Raw genomic sequence first — 19,375 nt, 5'->3', positions numbered from 1 at the left:
TTGACTCGTACAAAACTAATGTTGTCGCAGCTGAAAAAAACGCATCCTGACAGCTCTAATACTTAATTGAACTGTCAGGAAGCGTTATTCCAACTCGTCCTTGCGTTGCTGTATCCGGCGAAGCGAGCGCTCACGTCGGCTTTCTTCTCTGCCCAGATCCAGCAGGGTTTCCTCTATAAAAGCCAAATGCGCGTGTGATGCCTGTCGGGCCTTTTCAGGTTCCCCAGCAGTAATCGCTTGAACAATATTGGCTCTGTGTCTGGTTACCTTATCGACGACATCTTTACGACGATTCAGTAACTCAAAGTTTTGTAAAATGTTTTGCTCTAGCAATGGAGCCAGACTGCGTACGATATGCAGCAATACCACGTTATGTGATGCCTCAGTAACGGCAATCAGGTATTGCATGACGGCAGCGGCTTCGGCTTTTAAATCGCCAAGTTGCTGAGCTTCCCGGATGTGATCGTGGCACTGACACACTCGGTTCAAATCTTCTTCTGTTCCCCGCAATGCAGCAAAATAGGCTGAAATACCTTCCAGTGCATGTCGAGATTCTAATAAATCGAGTTGAGATTCTGGGTGCTCGGCCAACAACTCAATCAAAGGTTCAGAAAAACGCTGCCACAAGCGTTCGCTGACAAAGGTGCCGCCACCTTGTTTTCGAGTGAGTAGTTTTTTTGCTTCTAATCGCTGAATTGCTTCACGAATAGAAGGACGGGAGACATCAAATTGCTGCGCCAATTCGCGCTCCGGCGGCAATTTCTGCCCCGGTGACAATGTGCCTTCCAGAATTAGGCTTTCAAGCTCTTTCTCAATAACATCTGACAGTTTGGGTTGACGAATCCGTTGTATAGCCATCGTTCTTCTTTATTTTCTGGCGCCGGAAATCCTGCGCGTCTTATCCCACTCTATCGGCCTTGTAAATTGGTAAGACCAATTACCAAACACATAAAAAGTTACCAGAATGTGTCGTAATTGTCCACACTAAACTTGATTTAAGTCATAGAAATTACAAGTAGATGTCGTTTGTAAAATAATCAATCATCTCCCAATGGTATGACCAATTTGTTTGCTCTTTTCGATGAAAAGACGCGCAAATTCTCAAGACCGTTTCACTTCATGTCGGAAATTGGCAATGCTCGTTTACAAGATAAGCCGCAAAAAATCGTCACCTTTATTTATCGTGCAATGCGTGCAGATAACGTTGCCAGTTAAATGACAATCCTGGGTCTGTCTTTCTTCCGGGCGCAATGTGCTCATGACCTGTAATACGAGATTCTGTCAAATTCGGATACTGGTGAAGCAAAGCGTCTGTTACTGAGGTCAGCATTCGGTATTGTGCATCGGTGTAGGGCAAATCATCTGTCCCTTCCAGCTCAATGCCTATCGAGTAGTCATTGCACTGTTCTCGACCTTCAAAACACGAAACACCGGCGTGCCACGCGCGTTTATCAAAAGGAACAAACTGCACCACACTGCCGTCTCGTTTGATCAAACAATGGGCTGATACCTCTAAATGACGAATTTCGTCGAAATACGGATGGTCTTTACTGGTGAGATTTCCTTGAAAGAACTGCTCAATGTACGGTCCCCCAAACTGACTGGGAGGCAAACTAATATTGTGCACAACCAGCAAAGACACATCTTGTGGATCGGGACGTTCGTTAAAGTGGGGAGAAGGGAGGTAAACGGCCGATTCAAGAATATGATTACTGATAGTTAACATGCACAATGCCTTTGAGCATCAAGAAAACAACAGTTTACCGCATTTACACCAAAACCCCACACAAAAAGTACACCTTTGCTCATCTCGCAATCTGTCGTTCTCACATGTACACTTGCTGCCATAAGTAGGCAGGACTGCCCTGTTTGATTGTTTGTTTTATCAGTGACGGAACCACCATGTCAGAATTCACGAGCGCACAGCGCGTTCACGACAGCCAAACGCGGCTGGCAAACCTGAAAGAAATGCTTAAAGACGACATTGTTCGCTGCGTTGTTGATACCTTGAAAGAAGACTTGGGCGGCACCTTAGATGCCACTCAAGATATCACCGCAAGCTTAATCCCCGCTTTCACCTATGCATCTGCCACCATTATTACCCGAGAGCACGGTGTGTTCTGCGGCAGAGCATTTGCCGACGAAGTCTTTCGTCAACTGGGCGGTGAAGTGACCATTCGCTGGATGGTGGAAGACGGTGATAAGGTCGAACCCAATCAGGTGCTGTGTGAGCTAGAAGGCCCAGCTCGTCTTTTGCTTACCGGCGAACGCAATGCGATGAATTTTATTCAGACGCTTTCCGGCTGCGCGACCGAAACGGCACGCTACGCAGAAAAATTGGGCGGAACGACAACTCGCCTGCTCGATACCCGCAAAACCATTCCAGGTTTGCGTAATGCCCTAAAATACGCGGTAGCCTGCGGCGGCGGTTGTAACCATCGTATTGGCGTTTATGACGCGTATTTGATTAAAGAAAACCACATCATTGCCTGTGGTGGCATTCAGCAAGCGGTTGAAACGGCGAAAAGGCTAAACCCAGGTAAACCTGTAGAAGTGGAAACTGAATCGCTGGACGAATTACAACAAGCCATTGATGCAGGTGCCGACATCGTCATGCTGGACAACTTCACGACCGATATGATGCGAGAAGCGGTAGCACTCAACCGAGGCCGTATTGCCCTTGAAGTGTCAGGTAACGTGACGCTAGACACAATTCGCGATTATGCCGAAACAGGTGTCGACTACATTTCTGTCGGCGCACTAACAAAACACATCTCCGCCATGGATCTCTCCATGCGTTTCAAATAACGGAAAGAGGCGTAAATTATTGATAATGCAGGCAATACGCCTGCATTATCGTCTTTCAATCACACTTCAATACGTTCTCTTCATTTTTTGTTACATGAAAGGCTGTCACGCCTCGAAAGACCCTTATCTGCCCCTGTTACAACGTCCCGTTCAGTCTTATCTTGAGACCACTTACGCAATGAATTGCGTATTAAAAACAGGAGAGAAGAAAATGAGAAAGCAAAAAGGTTTTAGCTTAATTGAATTGCTAATTGTTGTTGGGATCATTGGTGCACTGACTGCGATTGCGGTGCCTGCGTATCAAAGCTACACCAAGAAATCTGATGCAACAGCAGGTGTTGCAACCATTAAATCTGTTCTGACGAATTTAGATTTATACTTACAAGAAAATGAATTTCCTACTGACAGCAAGACCAATTGGGATGCTATTGGTGCCGCATCTGACATGACATCTCTTGGTACCCTGGTACTGGCTCAAATCACAACGGGTGAAGGTGAAGCAGCAGAGGTTAGCGGCGGTACCGTAACCCTGACGTTTAACGAGAAAACTTCGATTGACACCAAAAAAATTCAGTTCGAGAAATCTGCCTCAGGATGGAAATGTGTTCAAGACACTGGTGTAACTGACCTCAAATCTTGTGCTCCCGGCACGCCGAAATAATTTCCTAAGTTGTTAAAAGGGAGGCTTTTGCCTCCCTTTCCCTTTTTTATTGCACTGTAAAACACGTCTAAACGCATATATTGCTTTTCTCTAGCAATATTTGTGCTTGATATTTATCGAGAATCCCCAAAAAAACGTTCGACATTCACCCAAGGTCAGAACATAACTTGATGAAGGTATAACGCTGACCGCGCTAAGGCAGAAAAAGAGGTATACACAGTGATTGTTGAAAATGCGGGCTCTGGACTCGTTAGCTTGTTATTGCACACCTCTGCCATCTCCATCGAGCAGGCTACCAGCGCAAACAAAGCGATAGCAAAAGACGCTATCCCAGCAGCGACTGCGCTAATCAACCAAAATATCTTCACCAGTGAGGAGCTGGCTAATACCCTCAGTCACTACTTCAAAGAACCCATTGGTGATATCAACGACTATCAGTTCTCACACACCTGCGAACAAATCGATAAGAAGCAACTGTGTCTGACCAGTAACACCCTGCCTTTGCAAATCACCGACTCTGTCCTCTACCTTGGTGTCAGTGACCCGACAGATTTAAATGCGCAAGACGAATTCCGATTTGCCACGGGGTTAATGATTAAGCCCGTCATTCTTGAACATCAACAATTACAAGGCGCACTTCGGAAACTCTACGGAAAAAACCTGTCATCAATCACACCTGATTCACTGTCGGTTTCTGACTCCGAGCTCGCTGAGCTCGCGGAATTCGATAACGCACAAGACGTCGATGAATTAGCGACAGATGAAGCCCCTGTCAGTCGCTATATTCAGCAAGTCATTCTCGATGCGATTCGAAAACAAGCCTCTGATATTCACTTTGAGCCTTTTGAAGACAGCTATCGTATCCGCTTTCGCTTAGATGGCATGTTGCAACTCCACAGTACCCCACCTGCAGGCATATCTAGAAGACTGTCAACACGGTTAAAAATTCTCGCCAAGCTCAATATAGCCGAGCGTCGTTTGCCTCAAGATGGACGGATAAAGCTGACGTTATCCAACGCCAATTCGATTGATATGCGCGTTTCTACCCTACCAACCCTCTGGGGCGAGAAAGTGGTACTGCGTATTTTGGATAGCGGCAGTGTCGGGCTGGACATCGACAAATTAGGCTATAACGAAAAGCAAAAAGCCGATTATTTGTCTGCTCTAGATAAGCCCCAAGGCATGATTTTGATGACAGGCCCAACAGGAAGCGGCAAAACGGTTTCGCTGTACACAGGCCTGAAATACCTCAATACCGCTGAACGTAACATTTCGACGGCCGAAGACCCTGTTGAAATCAACCTGCCCGGCATCAACCAAGTCAATATCAACAACGATATCGGGTTGGACTTTTCCAAAGCTCTGCGCGCTTTTTTGCGACAAGATCCCGATGTCGTCATGGTGGGCGAGATTCGAGATTTGGAAACGGCAGAAATTGGCATTAAGGCGGCGCAAACGGGGCACTTGGTACTGTCGACACTTCACACTAACTCTGCGGCGGAAAGTATTAACCGTCTAATGAACATGGGGGTGGCACCGTATAATCTGGCTGCCTCGTTATCATTGGTCATCGCACAGCGATTAGCAAGACGCCTTTGCGTGCATTGCAAAGAGCCTCACCCGATTGGCGACCAACAGCTTTCCGCACTGAAACATCACTACCCGTCACTTAAACCTAGCCACATTTTCGTCGCCAAACCCAACGGGTGCGACCGTTGCAATCACGGTTATTTAGGGCGCGTTGGCATCTACGAAGTGATGAACATTGACAGTGAACTGGCGGATGCCATCGGCCAAGGGGCAACGCCCCAGCGTTTACAAAATATCGCCACATCAAATGGCGCATTAACCCTTCAGGAAGCGGGCATTGAAAAGCTCAATGAAGGTGTCACTAGCCTTGCAGAATTGCAGCGCGTCATCAGTCTCTAGAGGGTAAGTTATGGCGACAAGTAAGCAAAAGCTCCTCGCCTTTCATTGGCGCGGGATTACAGCTAAAGGGTCGAAAGTTAAAGGCCAAACATTGGCCTTCAGCGAGCAAGAAGCGCGACTCTCATTGGCTGAGCAGCGCATTCAAATTCTGAAAATAAAGCGTCGAAGCCCCTCATCGTTTGTTCAACGACGCAATGCAGCAACCGCAAAAGATATCACCTTGTTCAGTCGTCAAATCGCGACCATGTTAGAAGCTGGCGTGCCGCTAGGGGAAACCTTGCAGTTGCTCAAGACAGGGGCCAAAAAAGCCGAAATGAAGCTGATCATTGGTAACATTTACCGACATGTTGAAGCGGGTTCATCTCTGGCAAATGCAATGAAAAGTAGCTCAACACTTTTCGACCAGTTTTATTGTGACCTTGTCTCAACCGGTGAACAGACTGGACGCCTAGAACAGATTTTCGCGCGTATCAGCGTTTATCGAGAAAAAGAGGAAGCCACACGGGCAAAAGTGGTCAAAGCCATGATATACCCAAGCATTGTGACCTTTATGGCGTTGGCTGTGACGATCGGCATGTTGTTATTTGTTATTCCTACGTTTAAGGATGTCTTCGCTTCTTTTAACGCAGATTTGCCGTGGTTTACGCTAAAAGTGCTGGGCCTTTCTGAGTTTATCCAAGATTACGGATTATACGCAGGCCTTGGGCTTATCATCGTCTTATTGATTTTTCGCGCCTCTTACAAACGCAGCACCGCTTTTCGGCTTAAGGTCAGCCGTTTTTCTCTCCATATTCCCATTATTGGGGGCGTACTCACCAAGGCGACACTTGCGCGTTTCACCCGCACCCTTGCTACCACATTCAGTGCGGGGATACCGCTGTTAAATGGCTTATCTGCGGCAGGAAAAACCGCCAATAACCTGCACTATCAAAAAGTAATAGAGAGCGTGCATCAGCAAACATCCGGGGGGCGTCCTCTTCACCGTTCAATCAAAGAGACGGGACAATTCCCCGACATGATGACGCAAATGGTGATGATCGGCGAAGAGTCTGGTTCGCTAGATGACATGCTCAATAAAGTCGCGGGGATTTATGAGGATGAGGTCGATAATACGGTCGATAATTTGGGAAAAATCCTAGAGCCCTTAATTATCATTACGCTTGGTTTACTTATCGGGTCATTGGTCATTGCTATGTACTTGCCCATGTTCGATTTGATCAACGTATTGGGATAAAAATCAAACAGCGTCTCAGATTTCTTTTTTGTTCTGATTTCGCATAGAGTGCGCGCGCGCAACTGGTTATCATGTTCATTTGCTTTACCTTGTTTAAGCGTAACCATGGAATAACGTGATGAATTGGCTGTTTGACTCTCCGAGTCTTTATGTAGTGTTTGCCTCTGTTTTCGGTCTGATTGTCGGCAGTTTTCTTAACGTCGTGATATACCGCTTGCCAAAGATGATGGAAAGGCAATGGCAGCAGGAATGTCACGACTATTTCCCTGAGAGTATCTCTGCACCTGAAGGGGCAGTGTTTAATTTAAGCCTACCTCGCTCACATTGCCCTTCATGCCAGAAACCCGTGAACGCCATCGACAATGTCCCCGTGCTAAGTTGGCTTATATTGGGTGGCAAATGCCGCCACTGTAAAACGCCAATCAGCAAGCGTTACCCTCTTATCGAACTATTAACGGCGGTATTAGCAGGTACAGTCGCCTACACATTGCCTGGTTCGTATTGGTCATTAGCTGTCGTATTTGCCACGTTTGTACTTATTGCACTTTGCTTTATCGACATCGATACCATGCTGTTACCTGATCAAATGACCTTACCACTCATGTGGGCAGGGATTTTACTTGCGGTCATCGGTATCTCTCCCGTCTCCCTCAATGATGCAGTTATCGGGGCAATGGCCGGTTATCTCTCCCTGTGGAGCGTATATCAAGTGTTTAAGATACTGACCGGCAAAGAGGGCATGGGCTATGGCGATTTCAAACTCCTTGCCGCTATCGGTGCTTGGCTTGGCTGGCAAGCTCTCCCAATGGTTATCCTCATCGCATCATTCGCAGGTGCCATTTGTGGCATTATCATGATGAAAATGAACGATACAGATAAAGAGACACCCTTCTCTTTCGGGCCGTATCTCGCGATTGCGGGGTGGATCGGTTTGCTTTGGGGCGATAAGATCATCAACTGGTATTTAACATCTTATCTGGGTTACTAAATGTCGTTGGTTATTGGCGTTACGGGAGGTATTGGCAGCGGGAAAAGCACAGTCGCGGACCTGTTTGCTGCAAAAGGGATTGATGTCATTGATGCAGACATTATCGCTCGCCAAGTGGTTGAGCCCGGCACTCCCGGACTAAACGCCATTGAAAAAAAGTTTGGTCGCTCCATGCTTACCTCCGAAGGCGCACTAAACCGTAGCGCATTGCGAGCGCATGTGTTTTCACACCCTGAGGACAAAGCGTGGCTCAATGCGCTGCTGCACCCCAAGATCCGCGAAGCCATGATCGAACAGACGCAGCAAAGCACCACGCCATACTGTCTGCTGGTAGTACCATTGTTGGTTGAAAACGGGCTTCAGTCTTTGTGCCAACGCGTTCTTGTCGTCGATGTGTCTGAAAATACGCAGATAAAACGCACTGGCCTGCGCGACAACAGCAGCGTTGAACAGGTGAAAAATATACTCAATGCTCAGGCAAGCCGGACTGAGCGACTAGCAATTGCTGACGACATCGTGAACAATGATGGCGATGATAAGGAACTGATCCCTCAAATCGACGCATTACATGCTCAGTACCTTCAACTGGCAGCACCGTAAATTGAGAGCACTATGAGCACCGACACCCTTTACGAGCACCCTTTAAATGAACAAGTCCGAGTGTATTTGCGGCTTGAGTACTTGTTAGAGCAAGTAAAAAGTGCAGCCGATATATCTGACGCATCGCAATGGCCTCAATTTTTCAAAAGCTTGTTTGATCTGATGGAGATCCTTGAACAGGTTCAAGTGAAAGGCGATCTGGTAAAGGATCTTGAAAAGCAACGTGCCAAACTGGAAGCTTGGCTAGATGTGCCACATGTCGATGTGGTGCAACTAAAAGCCTTGCTCAATGAGAGTCGCCAACTCCAACAAGGGTTGTTGCAATCCCCCCGTCTCGGGCAAAAGCTAAAAGAGGATAAATTTCTCTCCTCCATCCGCCAGCGATTTTCGATCCCAGGTGGTATCTGTAGCTTTGATTTACCCGTACTCCATCACTGGCTTAGCCTGCCGCTGGCTCATCAACAATCTAATACCGCACAATGGCTTTCTTCGCTGCAAGGCTTGGATGAAGCACTGACGTTTTGGCTACGCTTAGTCAGGGGAAGCACTGTGATGCAAGCTTGCACCGTCAAAAATGGTTTTTACCAACAAGACGTCGATGGTGCGTATTTACTTCGCATTCAAATCTCACCCGATTACAATGCCTATCCATTAGTGTCTGGGCACAAATCGCGATTTGCCGTCCGATTTATGCCGTTTGATGAAAGTCGCGCCATCGCAGATTCCATGTCACTTCGACTGGCTGTCTGCTAGATACAACGAATACAGAGGTTTCTGTGAGCAAAGAAAGTCCAACCATTGTTAAGTGCCCGCAGTGTGGCATGCCTGTCGTTTGGGGTGACGTGAGTCCCTATCGTCCGTTTTGCAGCAAAAAGTGCCAACTGATTGATTTGGGCGAGTGGGCAGATGAAGAAAAACGTATTCCAGGTGCGCCTGACATGTCTGACAGCGATGGCTGGTCAGAAAATCAGTAAGATCTGAACGATTGAGAAAAGGGGCTGAATATCGCTATTCAGCCCCTTTTTTATAGGAATGTCTCTGTTAGCTTAGCGAGTACTGGCGCATTGGCTTCAGGGAAGTCGTAGTCCCCCAAAGCTTCAATAGCGACCCATCTTCCCGGCTGCCCTTCTTTACCAAAAGGCTCACCATTAAAGGCCGCGATAAGAAAGAAATCAAACGTCAGTGATTTTTCAGGGTAATCGTGAGACAGCGACAGAAAGTGCTCAGTCTGAGTAACGGCAATACCCACTTCTTCGTCCAATTCACGGACAACAGCAACTTCCGCAGTTTCACCGACTTCTACTTGTCCACCAGCAAACTCCCAGAAACCGCCTTTATGGGCTTTCGCAGCGCGCTGCGTGATATAAATCTTGTCTTTCGTTGAATTCAAAATGATGCCAACGGCGATGTGAATGCGCTTAACGTCAGTCATAAATTACTCTTTCCATAAAAAAGGCCGCTATCTGCGGCCTCTTATTTTACACTGCCTTCGGTTAATCAATTTTACCGTGACATTGCTTGAACTTCTTACCTGAACCACATGGGCAAGGCTCGTTACGCCCCACTTTACGTCCTTCACGCACTACGGTGTCAGACGCATGGTCTTGATTGTCGTCTAGCTGATTTTCAGCTTCTGCATGATTTGTCTGCTGACGACGCGCTGCAGCCTCTGCATGCGCACGACGTTGCTCTTCCATGCGGTCAACTTCTTCAGGCTGCTGAACGCGAACCTTGCTCAACGTCATTACCACATCAGATTTCAGGGCTTCCAGCATATCTTCGAACAGCTCGAACGACTCACGCTTGTATTCCTGTTTCGGGTTCTTCTGCGCGTAACCACGCAGGTGAATACCCTGACGCAAGTGATCCATTGCCGCCAAGTGTTCTTTCCACAAGGTATCCAGCGTTTGGAGCATCACTGCTTTTTCGAAGTTGCGCAGGGTTTCTGCACCGACAGCCGCTTCTTTCGATTGGTACACATCAATGATGTGATTCAGGATTTTCTCACGCAGCTGCTCTTCATACAGCTTGTCGTCTGCATCCAACCACTCTTGCAAAGGCAGTTCAACGTCAAAATCGGCTTTCAGGCGTGCTTCTAGGCCCGCGATATCCCACATTTCTTCCAGAGATTGTGGTGGGATGTACTGATCAATCACACCGTTAACGATATCTTCACGGTTATGCTCAAGCATCTCGCTGATATCAGTCGTGTCCATCAACTCATCGCGCAGTTCGTAAACCACTTTACGTTGATCGTTCGCTACGTCATCAAACTCAAGCAACTGCTTACGGATATCGAAGTTGCGGCCTTCAACTTTACGTTGAGCATTTTCAATCGCTTTGTTCACCCAAGGGTGCTCAATCGCTTCGCCTTCTTCCATACCCAGTTTTTTCATCATGTTAGACACACGCTCAGACGCGAAAATGCGCATCAGTGAATCTTCCATAGACAAGTAGAAACGGCTTGAACCTGGATCACCCTGACGGCCAGAACGACCACGCAACTGGTTATCGATACGACGAGATTCGTGACGCTCAGTACCGATAATATGAAGACCGCCCGCCGCTTTCACTGCGTCGTGACGCTCACGCCATGTTGCTTTGATATCCGCAATTTGCTGCTCTGTTGGGTTTTCCAACTTAGCGACATCTGTTTGCCAGCTGCCACCCAACACGATATCTGTACCACGGCCCGCCATGTTGGTTGCGATGGTAACCGAACCCGGCGCACCCGCTTCAGCAACGATATCCGCTTCAGATGCGTGGAATTTTGCGTTCAGTACTGCGTGTTTCACGCCTGCTTTTTTCAGCGCGTTAGACAAGAGTTCAGATTTCTCGATAGAAACCGTACCTACCAGAGATGGCTGACCTTTTTCGCTACGTTCTTTGATGTCAGCGATGATGGCTTCAAACTTCTCACGCTCAGTCATGTAGACCTGATCGGCCATGTCATCACGAACCATTGGTTTATTGGTTGGGATAACCACAGTTTCCAAGCCATAAATTGACTGGAATTCGAACGCTTCGGTATCTGCTGTACCCGTCATACCGGACAGTAGATCATACAAACGGAAGTAGTTTTGGAAAGTGATCGATGCCAGCGTCTGGTTTTCGTTTTGGATCTTAACGCCTTCTTTTGCTTCTACAGCTTGGTGAAGACCTTCTGACCAACGACGACCCGGCATAGTACGGCCGGTGTGTTCATCAACGATAACCACTTCATCGTCTTTAACGATGTAGTCGACATCTTTTTCAAACAGTACATGTGCGCGCAAAGCCGCATTGATGTGGTGAAGCAAGGTGATGTTTGCTGGTGAGTACAGGGTATCGTGCTCTTCCATCAAACCATTTTTCTTCAGCAAATCTTCAACAAACTCTTGGCCCGTTTCGGTCAGGTGCGCTTGCTTAGATTTTTCATCAACGGTGAAGTGACCGTCACCGCGGTACTCTTCGCTGTCTTCTTTATCCTGACGTACCAACTGCGGGATAAGTGCATTGATACGGGTATACATGTCTGAGCTGTCTTCAGCTGGACCAGAAATAATCAGCGGGGTACGCGCTTCATCGATAAGGATGGAGTCCACCTCATCCACGACCGCGAAGTAACGCTCACGTTGAACACGATCTTCAGCGCGAAACGCCATATTGTCACGCAGGTAGTCAAAGCCAAACTCGTTATTCGTTCCGTAAAGGATATCTGCTTGGTAAGCGGCTTTTTTCTCTTGAGGGTGCATGTTTGGTACGTTAATACCAACGGTCATATCAAGGAATTCAAACAACGGGCGGTTAGTTTCGGCGTCACGTTTTGCCAAATAGTCGTTCACGGTAATGACGTGAACGCCTTTGCCTGTCAACGCATGCAGGTAAGCTGGCAGAGTTGCAGTCAGTGTTTTACCTTCACCGGTACGCATCTCTGCGATTTGACCGTTGTTCAGTACCATACCGCCAATCAACTGGACGTCGAAGTGACGCATGCCATAGACACGCTTAGAGGCTTCACGCACGGTTGCAAATGCTTCTGGCAGAATAACGTCCAGTGATTCGCCTTGCTCAATGCGCTGGCGGTATTCCGCTGTTTTGGCTTTCAGTTCGTCGTCAGAATATGCTTCAAACTGTGGTTCAAGATTATTAATTTCGTTGACGACTTTGCGAAGACGACGCAGGGTGCGGTCGTTGCGACTTCCGATTACTTTGGTAATTAGCTTCGATAACATGGCTTTGCCGTTTCTCTCATAATTTTAGCTTCAGCAAAAGGGCTAAAGCCTGGATACTGCGCAGCAGAGAAATTCAGCATATCCCTCTGCCAAAATTCTTTCGGAAGAATTAGCGATTCATACTGAACGATGATCTTGTGCCTGCTGAGGAGGTTTTCAAGGCTTGAGAATCAATTCTTCACGCTTATTTTGCGCTTTGGCTGATTATCATAAGCCATATCTCATACTCATCCCACTCGTAATACACGTTCTGCTTGGTTTGTTAATAAAAATTAGAACCCGTTCATTTACATGACCCTAATTAGTGCACTTTATGTTCAATTTTGGGGCGGGATGTGCCGTGTGCTGCCAACTTCTCGAAGACTTTTCTTAATGAAAGATAGAGAGGTCGCTGATCAACTGGTACTCTTTAGTGAGCATATTGAAGAGAATTGGTTTTGAGAGATCATCGTCCACAAGCAGCATTGGATTTATTGGAAAAAGGCTTAGCGGGTCAAGTGCGTCAACGCGCCTTTGCACTTTCGCAGCTTAATGACCAAGTAAAAGCCCTTCTACCTCCGCATTCGGCGAAGCATTGCCGCGTGGCCAACTTCCGCGATGGTATTTTGATCATCGAGTGTGGCTCATCAACATGGGCAAACCGATTAAATTTCGACAGACATGTTCTCTTGTCATCTTTACGTCAAAGCACATTGCCATCACTGATGACGATAGAGATCAAAGTAAACCCTGAGCTTGCCAAACGTGAAGTTGAAGAGATAAAAGCGAAGGAAATTAAGGAAAAGTCGTCCCCCGTCAGCCCTGTTGCTGCGGAGTATTTGAAAGCTATTGCGCAAAGCGCACCTGAAAAAATTCGTAAAAAACTCGAAGCGATTGCCGCGCTGGCTGACAAATCCTAAAACGAGTAATACGCGAAATAAAATTAACAGGCTTAAGTGATAGGCATAAAAAAACCGGAGTTATCACTCCGGTTTTCTTTTAGGCGAGTACCATGCCTGGTTGTGCAAACGTGACTGGCAATGTTTGTTCGTTTTCGAACGTTGCCCACTCCCATGCTTCTTGATCTGCAAGTACTGCTCTCAGAAGCTGGTTGTTTAACGCATGACCTGACTTATAAGCGCGCATTTCACCAATAATGTTGTGTCCACACATGTATAGGTCACCAATGGCATCCAATACTTTATGCTTCACCAATTCATTGTCGTAACGCAGGCCTTCTTCATTCAGGATGCGGTAATCGTCCAACACAATTGCACAGTCAAAGCTGCCGCCAAGGCACAGATTACGTGATTGAAGATATTCAATATCACGCATAAAGCCAAAAGTACGTGCGCGGCTGATATCTTTGATAAACGACTTCGATGAGAAGTCTAACACCAGATTCTGCTGCTCTGATTCAATCGCTGGGTGATTAAAGTCGATAGCGAAATCCAAGCGGAAACCGTCGTAAGGTAACAACTCAGCCCACTTGTCGCCGTCTTCGATGCGAACAGGTTTCTTAATACGAACAAAACGTTTTGCCGCATTAAGAGTCTCAATCCCCGCAGATTGCAGCAGATAAATAAATGGACTAGCACTGCCGTCCATAATTGGAATTTCTGGTGCATCAACTTCAACGATGACGTTGTCGATACCCATACCCGCAAGCGCAGCATTTAAGTGCTCAACGGTAGAGATACGAACGCCTTCGTCGTTTACCAATGCAGTACACAGCATAGTATCGCGAACAGAAGCTGGATCCGCAGGGAAGTCAACTGGCGGATTGAGGTCTGTACGGCGATAGATTACGCCAGTGTTAGCAGCTGCCGGGCGCAGGATCAACGTGACCTTACGGCCAGAGTGCAAGCCGACTCCGGTCGTTTGAACAATAGTTTTTAATGTTCGTTGTCTAATCATCTGCCATTCCCAACTAAAATTTTTTGCGCCCCAAATCACCCATTACGGTGTCACAAAGGGCAAAACGGGCAGCATGATAACATGCTGCTGCTCACAAACCAAGCACCGCCTAGATTAGTCCGCCTGCTTACGCAGGAAGGCTGGGATATCTAAGTAGTCTTGTTCTTGCTTCGGCTTAGGCGCAACGTTCGTCTGTGGCTGAGCTACCTGTTCTGCTGGGCGTCCAGCCGGCACATTCGTTGCCGCCTTAGGTGCTTCTTGCAAAGGTTGTGCCTTATTTTCCACTGGTGCTGGCTTTTGAGAACCAGGAACCAGGGTAATATCCGGCTTACGCTCATTACCAATACCAGTCGCTACAATCGTCACTCGCAACTCTTCAGACATCTCTGGGTCCATAGACGTTCCGATAACAACTGTCGCATTGTCAGACGCAAACGCTTTTATAGTGTTACCCACAGTTTCGAATTCATCCAGTCTCATATCGAAACCAGCTGTAATATTTACGAGAACACCACGTGCACCTGCCAGATCAATGTCTTCCAACAGTGGGCTGGAGATCGCCATTTCTGCCGCTTCTTCAGCACGATCTTCGCCAGTTGCTACACCGCTACCCATCATCGCGTGACCCATTTCAGACATCACAGTACGGACGTCCGCAAAGTCGACGTTGATAAGGCCAGGGCGAGTGATCAGCTCAGCAATACCCTGAACAGCGTTACGCAATACGTCATTCGCCTTAGCAAATGCGTCTAGCAGCGTAATGCCGCGACCCAGAACCTTCAGCAACTTCTCGTTCGGGATAGTGATCAGGGAATCAACATGCTTAGAAAGCTCTTCGATACCCTGCTCAGCAAATACCATGCGCTTCTTACCTTCGAAGCTAAATGGTTTGGTAACCACCGCCACAGTAAGAATACCCAGCTCTTTCGCAATCTCAGCGATAACAGGAGCTGCACCAGTACCGGTACCACCGCCCATACCCGCTGCGATAAATACCATATCGGCACCTTCGAGCTCAGCTTTAATTGCTTCGCGATCTTCCATCGCAGATTCGCGACCTACTTGTGGGTTTGCACCCGCACCTAGGCCTTTGGTGATATCACCACCGATTTGAATAACAGTGCTAACTGCCGTCTTACGCAGAGCTTGAGCGTCAGTGTTGACGGTGATGAATTCCACCCCTTCAATTGACTCTCGTACCATGTGTTCGACTGCATTACCACCGCCGCCGCCAACACCAACGACTTTAATTACCGCATCGTTGGACATTTCCATCATCGGTTCAAACATGTGTTCTCTCCGTCTTTCCTGTTCGCATCAGGTTTAAAATTCTTTCTTGATCCAGCCACTAAGCTTACTGAACATTCCGGATACAGTGCGCTTAGGTTCTGGCTCGCTCGTTTCGTTTAATAGGTTATCTTTGCCATAATGCAGCAAACCAACCGCAGTCGCATGGATAGGTGTATTGACATAATCTGTCAGCCCCGTGACGCCCTCTGGGAGTCCCACACGAACTTGGTTCTGGAATACGCGCTCAGCACATTCCACTAACCCTTGCATTTGTGCCGCACCACCAGTCAGGACAACACCTGCCGCTAATTGGTGCTTAACGCCTTGTGCACGTAGGCGTTCCTGAACTCGCTCCAGCTCTTGTTGAACTAACCCCAACAATTCACTGCAGCGCGGCTCAATAACTTCCGCCAACGTCTGTCGTTGTAAGCTTCGCGAAGGGCGACCACCTACACTTGGGACATTGACTTTTGCATCTTTGTTAACCAGTTCACTCAGTGCGCAGCCATGTCTGACCTTGATCTTCTCTGCATCACTTAATGGCGTGCCAAAGGCATACGCGATATCACTGGTAACGACATTGCCGGCATAAGGAATAACCGCTGCGTGACGAAGCGCGCCTCCTGTCCATACTGCAATGTCCATGGTTCCGCCGCCGATATCGACGACACAAACACCTAATTCTCTCTCATCGGCAGTTATAACTGCATGGCTAGCAGCCAGCCCAGAGAAAATCAACTGATCAACTTTCAGGCCACAACGTTCAACCGCTTTTTCTATATTTCTGGCGGTATCATTGTGACACGTAATCAGGTGAACACTGGCCTCCATTCGGACACCCGACAATCCTACAGGGTTTTTGATCCCCTCTTGATAGTCGATCTTGTACTCTTGTGGAATTACATGGAGTACGCGTTGCTCATCACTGATTTTCACGGATTTCGCCGTGTGGATCACCATATCTACGTCGTCTTGCGTGACTTCTTCGTCAGAGATGGTACCCATGCCTCGTTCGGTTTGGCAGTGAATATGCTTGCCCGACAGCGATAAAAATACTGAGCGTATCTTGTAATCTGACATCAATTCAGCGTCATTTATCGCACGCTGAACCGATTTCACGACAGACTCGAGATCGTTCACACCACCTTTATCCATCCCCTGAGATGGAGTGGTGCCAACGCCCAAAATATTGACGGCGCCGTCTGGCAGTACTTCACTGACGACCACCGACACTTTAGAAGTACCGATGTCCAACCCTACAATCAAAGGTCTGTCAGTTGTCTGTTTCATCCCACCTACTCTCAGGTTTACTCTTTACTGGCTTGATCAGGAGCTTTCCAGCCCACCGCAGCACCAGTGTCATAGCGCAAATCCACGTATTGAATTGTTCGACCTGTTGCGTCAATGTCTTTAATCAACCCAACAAACCGCTTTAATCTTTCATTTCTGGACTCTCGCCCTAACTCGATACGAACACCATCTCGAGTGACTATTCGCCACGATCGGCGTTCATTGAGCGCGAGTGCAGCGATTTTGTACTCTGTCGGGGCCAAGATATCTCTAAGCTCCCGCCAAACTTCTAATACTTCTTCTTCACTACCTTCAGGGCCGTGAAGCGACACCAAGTGCTGTTCTTTCACGTCCTCAGGGTTGGCACCAAAGACAACACCATGGGAGTCTAAAAGCCGCGACCCATTCCAGACCGCCTCAGGATGGTATTCAGTCACATCAACTTTCAATGTATCTGGCCATTGCTTTCGAATCGCAACGTTCGCAACCCAAGGCAGAGATGCAACGGCACCATGAATGGTGTCTACATCCTGCAACATAAAACTCTTCAACGTACCTAGAGTTAATACTGCGTTTCTGACGTCTGAGGGCGTCACATGTTGTAAGTCACCCTGTACAACAATCTGGGACAGAGGGAGCTGTTGCTCATCCCCCATCCACGTCAGCACTCGGAGCATTGACCAAAAGATAGCTAGAATGACAAATACCAAAAACACCAGCCCCCCCCAATGCGATTTCAACATTGAAGGTTGAGCCGGTAATTCTTCTGCCGTCATTTGCGTCATATCTGGCAATTGCCTCGCTCTTGATGGGCAACCTGCCGCTTTGCTCATTCCAAAGCCGACCGATTATAACGGTCAGTTTGACAGGTCACCAACCCTTCTTAACACAGAAGTGATGAAGCTGAGATCAAATACATGCAAAACCACCAAAAACAGGTTAAAAGTTAGACATCAACCAGTTAAGGTGTGCTGCAAGCCCACTCTGATTTCTAGCTTTGCTCACTCAATGCTTTTCTATCCAATTTCAATTCCGCCAGTTTTCTGGCCACTTTTCCTATGTCACCAGCACCTTGAGTCAACACCAAATCACCTGGTTGAATCACGGCTTCAAGTGCCGCAGGTAGTGCGTCCACATCAGGCACAAAAATCGGATCAATTTTTCCACGGCTGCGAATAGTGCGACATAAGCTGCGACCATCCGCACCCGCGATTGGTACTTCACCCGCTGAATACACATCCAGCATCAGCAGCACATCAACATGCTCAAGCACATTGGCAAAATCATCATACAAATCACGTGTACGACTGTATCGGTGCGGTTGGAATACCATAACCAAACGGTTATCAGGCCAACCTGCGCGAGCCGCCTGAATGGTTACGTCGACTTCACTTGGGTGATGTCCGTAATCATCCACCAGCAACACTTCACCATCATCAACGGGGAACAGGCCCAGTTGGTCAAAGCGACGGCCAGTACCTTCAAAACTTGCTAGTGCACGCAAAATGGCATCGTCTTCAACACCATCTTCTGTTGCAACAGCAACTGCCGCTGTTGCGTTCAGGGCGTTATGACGGCCAGGTATATTAAGTTCGATGTGCAGCTCAGGCTTATCTTTACGCAAAATAGTGAAGATGCCTTTCTGGCCTTCTTGGCGGTAGTCTTTCAACTGAACATCAGCATCATCAGCAAAACCATAGGTAATTACCTGACGACAGATTGTGGGGATAAGCTCTCGCACCACAGGATCGTCAATACACATCACCGCCTGACCATAGAAAGGCAGTTTGTGTAGAAAATCGATAAAGGTCTGCTTCAATTTGCCAAAGTCGCCGCCATACGTATCCATATGATCAGCTTCAATGTTGGTCACAATCGCTACCATCGGTTGAAGATGAAGGAACGATGCATCGCTCTCATCAGCTTCCGCGATCAGGTAACGGCTGCACCCCAAACGCGCATTGGTACCTGCACTTTTCACCAAGCCGCCATTGACGAAAGTAGGATCTAATCCTGCTTCTTGATAAATCAATGTAGCCAGTGCGGTTGTCGTGGTTTTACCATGCGTTCCCGCAACGGCGATTCCATGACGGTAGCGCATCAATTCAGCCAGCATTTCCGCACGGCGAACGACAGGTGTGCGCGCAGACTTAGCGGCGACAAGCTCTGGGTTGTCTTGCTTTATCGCTGTGGACACCACAACAACGCTTGCGCCATCGACGTTTGCTTCAGCGTGCCCAATGAAAACCTTGGCGCCTTTGCTTTCTAAACGTTGAGTGACGGCATTCTCAGACAAATCTGAGCCTGTAACTTCGTAGCCTTCATTCAGCAGAACTTCAGCAATACCACACATACCAGCCCCGCCGATCCCCACAAAGTGGATACGCTTCACACGACGCATTTCTGGCACCATGGTGCGAATTTTTTCTAACTGATGACTATCAAACTTGCCCATCACTCTCTTC

At 47.7% G+C, this 19,375-nt stretch carries 18 protein-coding genes; 9 read left to right on the top strand and 9 right to left on the bottom strand.

The window, feature by feature from the left end; translation table 11 throughout:
• Positions 1-84 precede the first annotated feature (84 nt).
• Together pdhR and ampD are read right to left on the bottom strand one after the other, a co-directional pair.
• Entirely contained in the window at positions 85-858 is a 774-nt protein-coding gene (gene pdhR / locus LRP49_RS13980) for a pyruvate dehydrogenase complex transcriptional repressor PdhR (protein ID WP_274142920.1), read from the bottom strand.
• Positions 859-1,174: 316 nt separating this feature from the next.
• A complete protein-coding gene (ampD, locus tag LRP49_RS13975; protein ID WP_274142919.1) occupies positions 1,175-1,726 on the bottom strand; it encodes a 1,6-anhydro-N-acetylmuramyl-L-alanine amidase AmpD in 552 nt (183 codons plus the stop codon).
• Between the two features lie 176 nt (positions 1,727-1,902).
• Between ampD and nadC the strand changes: the two genes are divergently transcribed.
• From nadC to yacG, 8 genes are all read left to right on the top strand, one after another.
• A complete protein-coding gene (gene nadC, locus LRP49_RS13970; protein ID WP_274142918.1) occupies positions 1,903-2,808 on the top strand; it encodes a carboxylating nicotinate-nucleotide diphosphorylase in 906 nt (301 codons plus the stop codon).
• Between the two features lie 211 nt (positions 2,809-3,019).
• Positions 3,020-3,469 carry a pilin gene (locus tag LRP49_RS13965; protein ID WP_274142917.1) on the top strand — a complete coding sequence of 150 codons (450 nt, stop codon included), beginning with the start codon at positions 3,020-3,022 and terminating at the stop codon, positions 3,467-3,469.
• A gap of 219 nt (positions 3,470-3,688) precedes the next feature.
• Complete coding sequence (gene pilB / locus LRP49_RS13960; RefSeq protein WP_420791576.1) at positions 3,689-5,398, top strand: type IV-A pilus assembly ATPase PilB; 1,710 nt, start codon at positions 3,689-3,691, stop codon at positions 5,396-5,398.
• A 10-nt stretch (positions 5,399-5,408) separates the two neighbouring features.
• The gene (locus LRP49_RS13955) at positions 5,409-6,632 is read left to right on the top strand and encodes a type II secretion system F family protein (protein ID WP_274142916.1); all 1,224 of its coding nucleotides are present in this window, start codon (positions 5,409-5,411) and stop codon (positions 6,630-6,632) included.
• Between the two features lie 118 nt (positions 6,633-6,750).
• Positions 6,751-7,620 (top strand): prepilin peptidase, encoded by an 870-nt coding sequence (locus LRP49_RS13950; RefSeq protein ID WP_274142915.1) that lies wholly within the window; start codon positions 6,751-6,753, stop codon positions 7,618-7,620.
• A complete protein-coding gene (gene coaE, locus LRP49_RS13945) occupies positions 7,621-8,220 on the top strand; it encodes a dephospho-CoA kinase (RefSeq protein ID WP_274142914.1) in 600 nt (199 codons plus the stop codon).
• Between the two features lie 12 nt (positions 8,221-8,232).
• A complete protein-coding gene (zapD, locus tag LRP49_RS13940) occupies positions 8,233-8,973 on the top strand; it encodes a cell division protein ZapD (RefSeq protein WP_274142913.1) in 741 nt (246 codons plus the stop codon).
• A gap of 23 nt (positions 8,974-8,996) precedes the next feature.
• Positions 8,997-9,194, top strand: a complete 198-nt coding sequence (yacG, locus tag LRP49_RS13935; RefSeq protein WP_274142912.1) for a DNA gyrase inhibitor YacG — start codon at positions 8,997-8,999, stop codon at positions 9,192-9,194.
• Positions 9,195-9,244: 50 nt separating this feature from the next.
• On the opposite strand, the gene mutT is transcribed toward yacG, so the two are convergent.
• A complete protein-coding gene (gene mutT, locus LRP49_RS13930) occupies positions 9,245-9,652 on the bottom strand; it encodes an 8-oxo-dGTP diphosphatase MutT (RefSeq protein WP_274142911.1) in 408 nt (135 codons plus the stop codon).
• Positions 9,653-9,713: 61 nt separating this feature from the next.
• Complete coding sequence (secA, locus tag LRP49_RS13925; protein WP_274142910.1) at positions 9,714-12,434, bottom strand: preprotein translocase subunit SecA; 2,721 nt, start codon at positions 12,432-12,434, stop codon at positions 9,714-9,716.
• A gap of 437 nt (positions 12,435-12,871) precedes the next feature.
• On the opposite strand from secA, the gene LRP49_RS13920 reads away from it, so the two are divergent.
• The gene (locus tag LRP49_RS13920; protein ID WP_274142909.1) at positions 12,872-13,333 is read left to right on the top strand and encodes a DUF721 domain-containing protein; all 462 of its coding nucleotides are present in this window, start codon (positions 12,872-12,874) and stop codon (positions 13,331-13,333) included.
• Positions 13,334-13,412: 79 nt separating this feature from the next.
• On the opposite strand, the gene lpxC is transcribed toward LRP49_RS13920, so the two are convergent.
• From lpxC to murC, 5 genes are all read right to left on the bottom strand, one after another.
• Positions 13,413-14,330 carry a UDP-3-O-acyl-N-acetylglucosamine deacetylase gene (gene lpxC / locus LRP49_RS13915; protein ID WP_078750876.1) on the bottom strand — a complete coding sequence of 306 codons (918 nt, stop codon included), beginning with the start codon at positions 14,328-14,330 and terminating at the stop codon, positions 13,413-13,415.
• Positions 14,331-14,444: 114 nt separating this feature from the next.
• The gene (gene ftsZ, locus LRP49_RS13910; RefSeq protein ID WP_274142908.1) at positions 14,445-15,620 is read right to left on the bottom strand and encodes a cell division protein FtsZ; all 1,176 of its coding nucleotides are present in this window, start codon (positions 15,618-15,620) and stop codon (positions 14,445-14,447) included.
• Positions 15,621-15,653: 33 nt separating this feature from the next.
• Positions 15,654-16,910: a cell division protein FtsA gene (ftsA, locus tag LRP49_RS13905; RefSeq protein ID WP_274142907.1), complete on the bottom strand. Its 1,257-nt coding sequence runs from the start codon at positions 16,908-16,910 to the stop codon at positions 15,654-15,656.
• 17 nt (positions 16,911-16,927) lie between these two features.
• On the bottom strand, positions 16,928-17,695 hold the full coding sequence (locus LRP49_RS13900; protein ID WP_337992951.1) for a cell division protein FtsQ/DivIB: 768 nt from the start codon (positions 17,693-17,695) through the stop codon (positions 16,928-16,930).
• 206 nt (positions 17,696-17,901) lie between these two features.
• The gene (murC, locus tag LRP49_RS13895; RefSeq protein WP_274142905.1) at positions 17,902-19,365 is read right to left on the bottom strand and encodes a UDP-N-acetylmuramate--L-alanine ligase; all 1,464 of its coding nucleotides are present in this window, start codon (positions 19,363-19,365) and stop codon (positions 17,902-17,904) included.
• Between the last annotated feature and the right edge of the window lie 10 nt (positions 19,366-19,375).

It is taken from the genome of Enterovibrio qingdaonensis, from assembly GCF_028683135.1.
Taxonomy (GTDB): Bacteria; Pseudomonadota; Gammaproteobacteria; order Enterobacterales; family Vibrionaceae; genus Enterovibrio; species Enterovibrio qingdaonensis.
The sequence above is the reverse complement of the archived record's forward strand: the minus strand, read 5'-3'. Positions and strand labels throughout refer to the sequence as shown.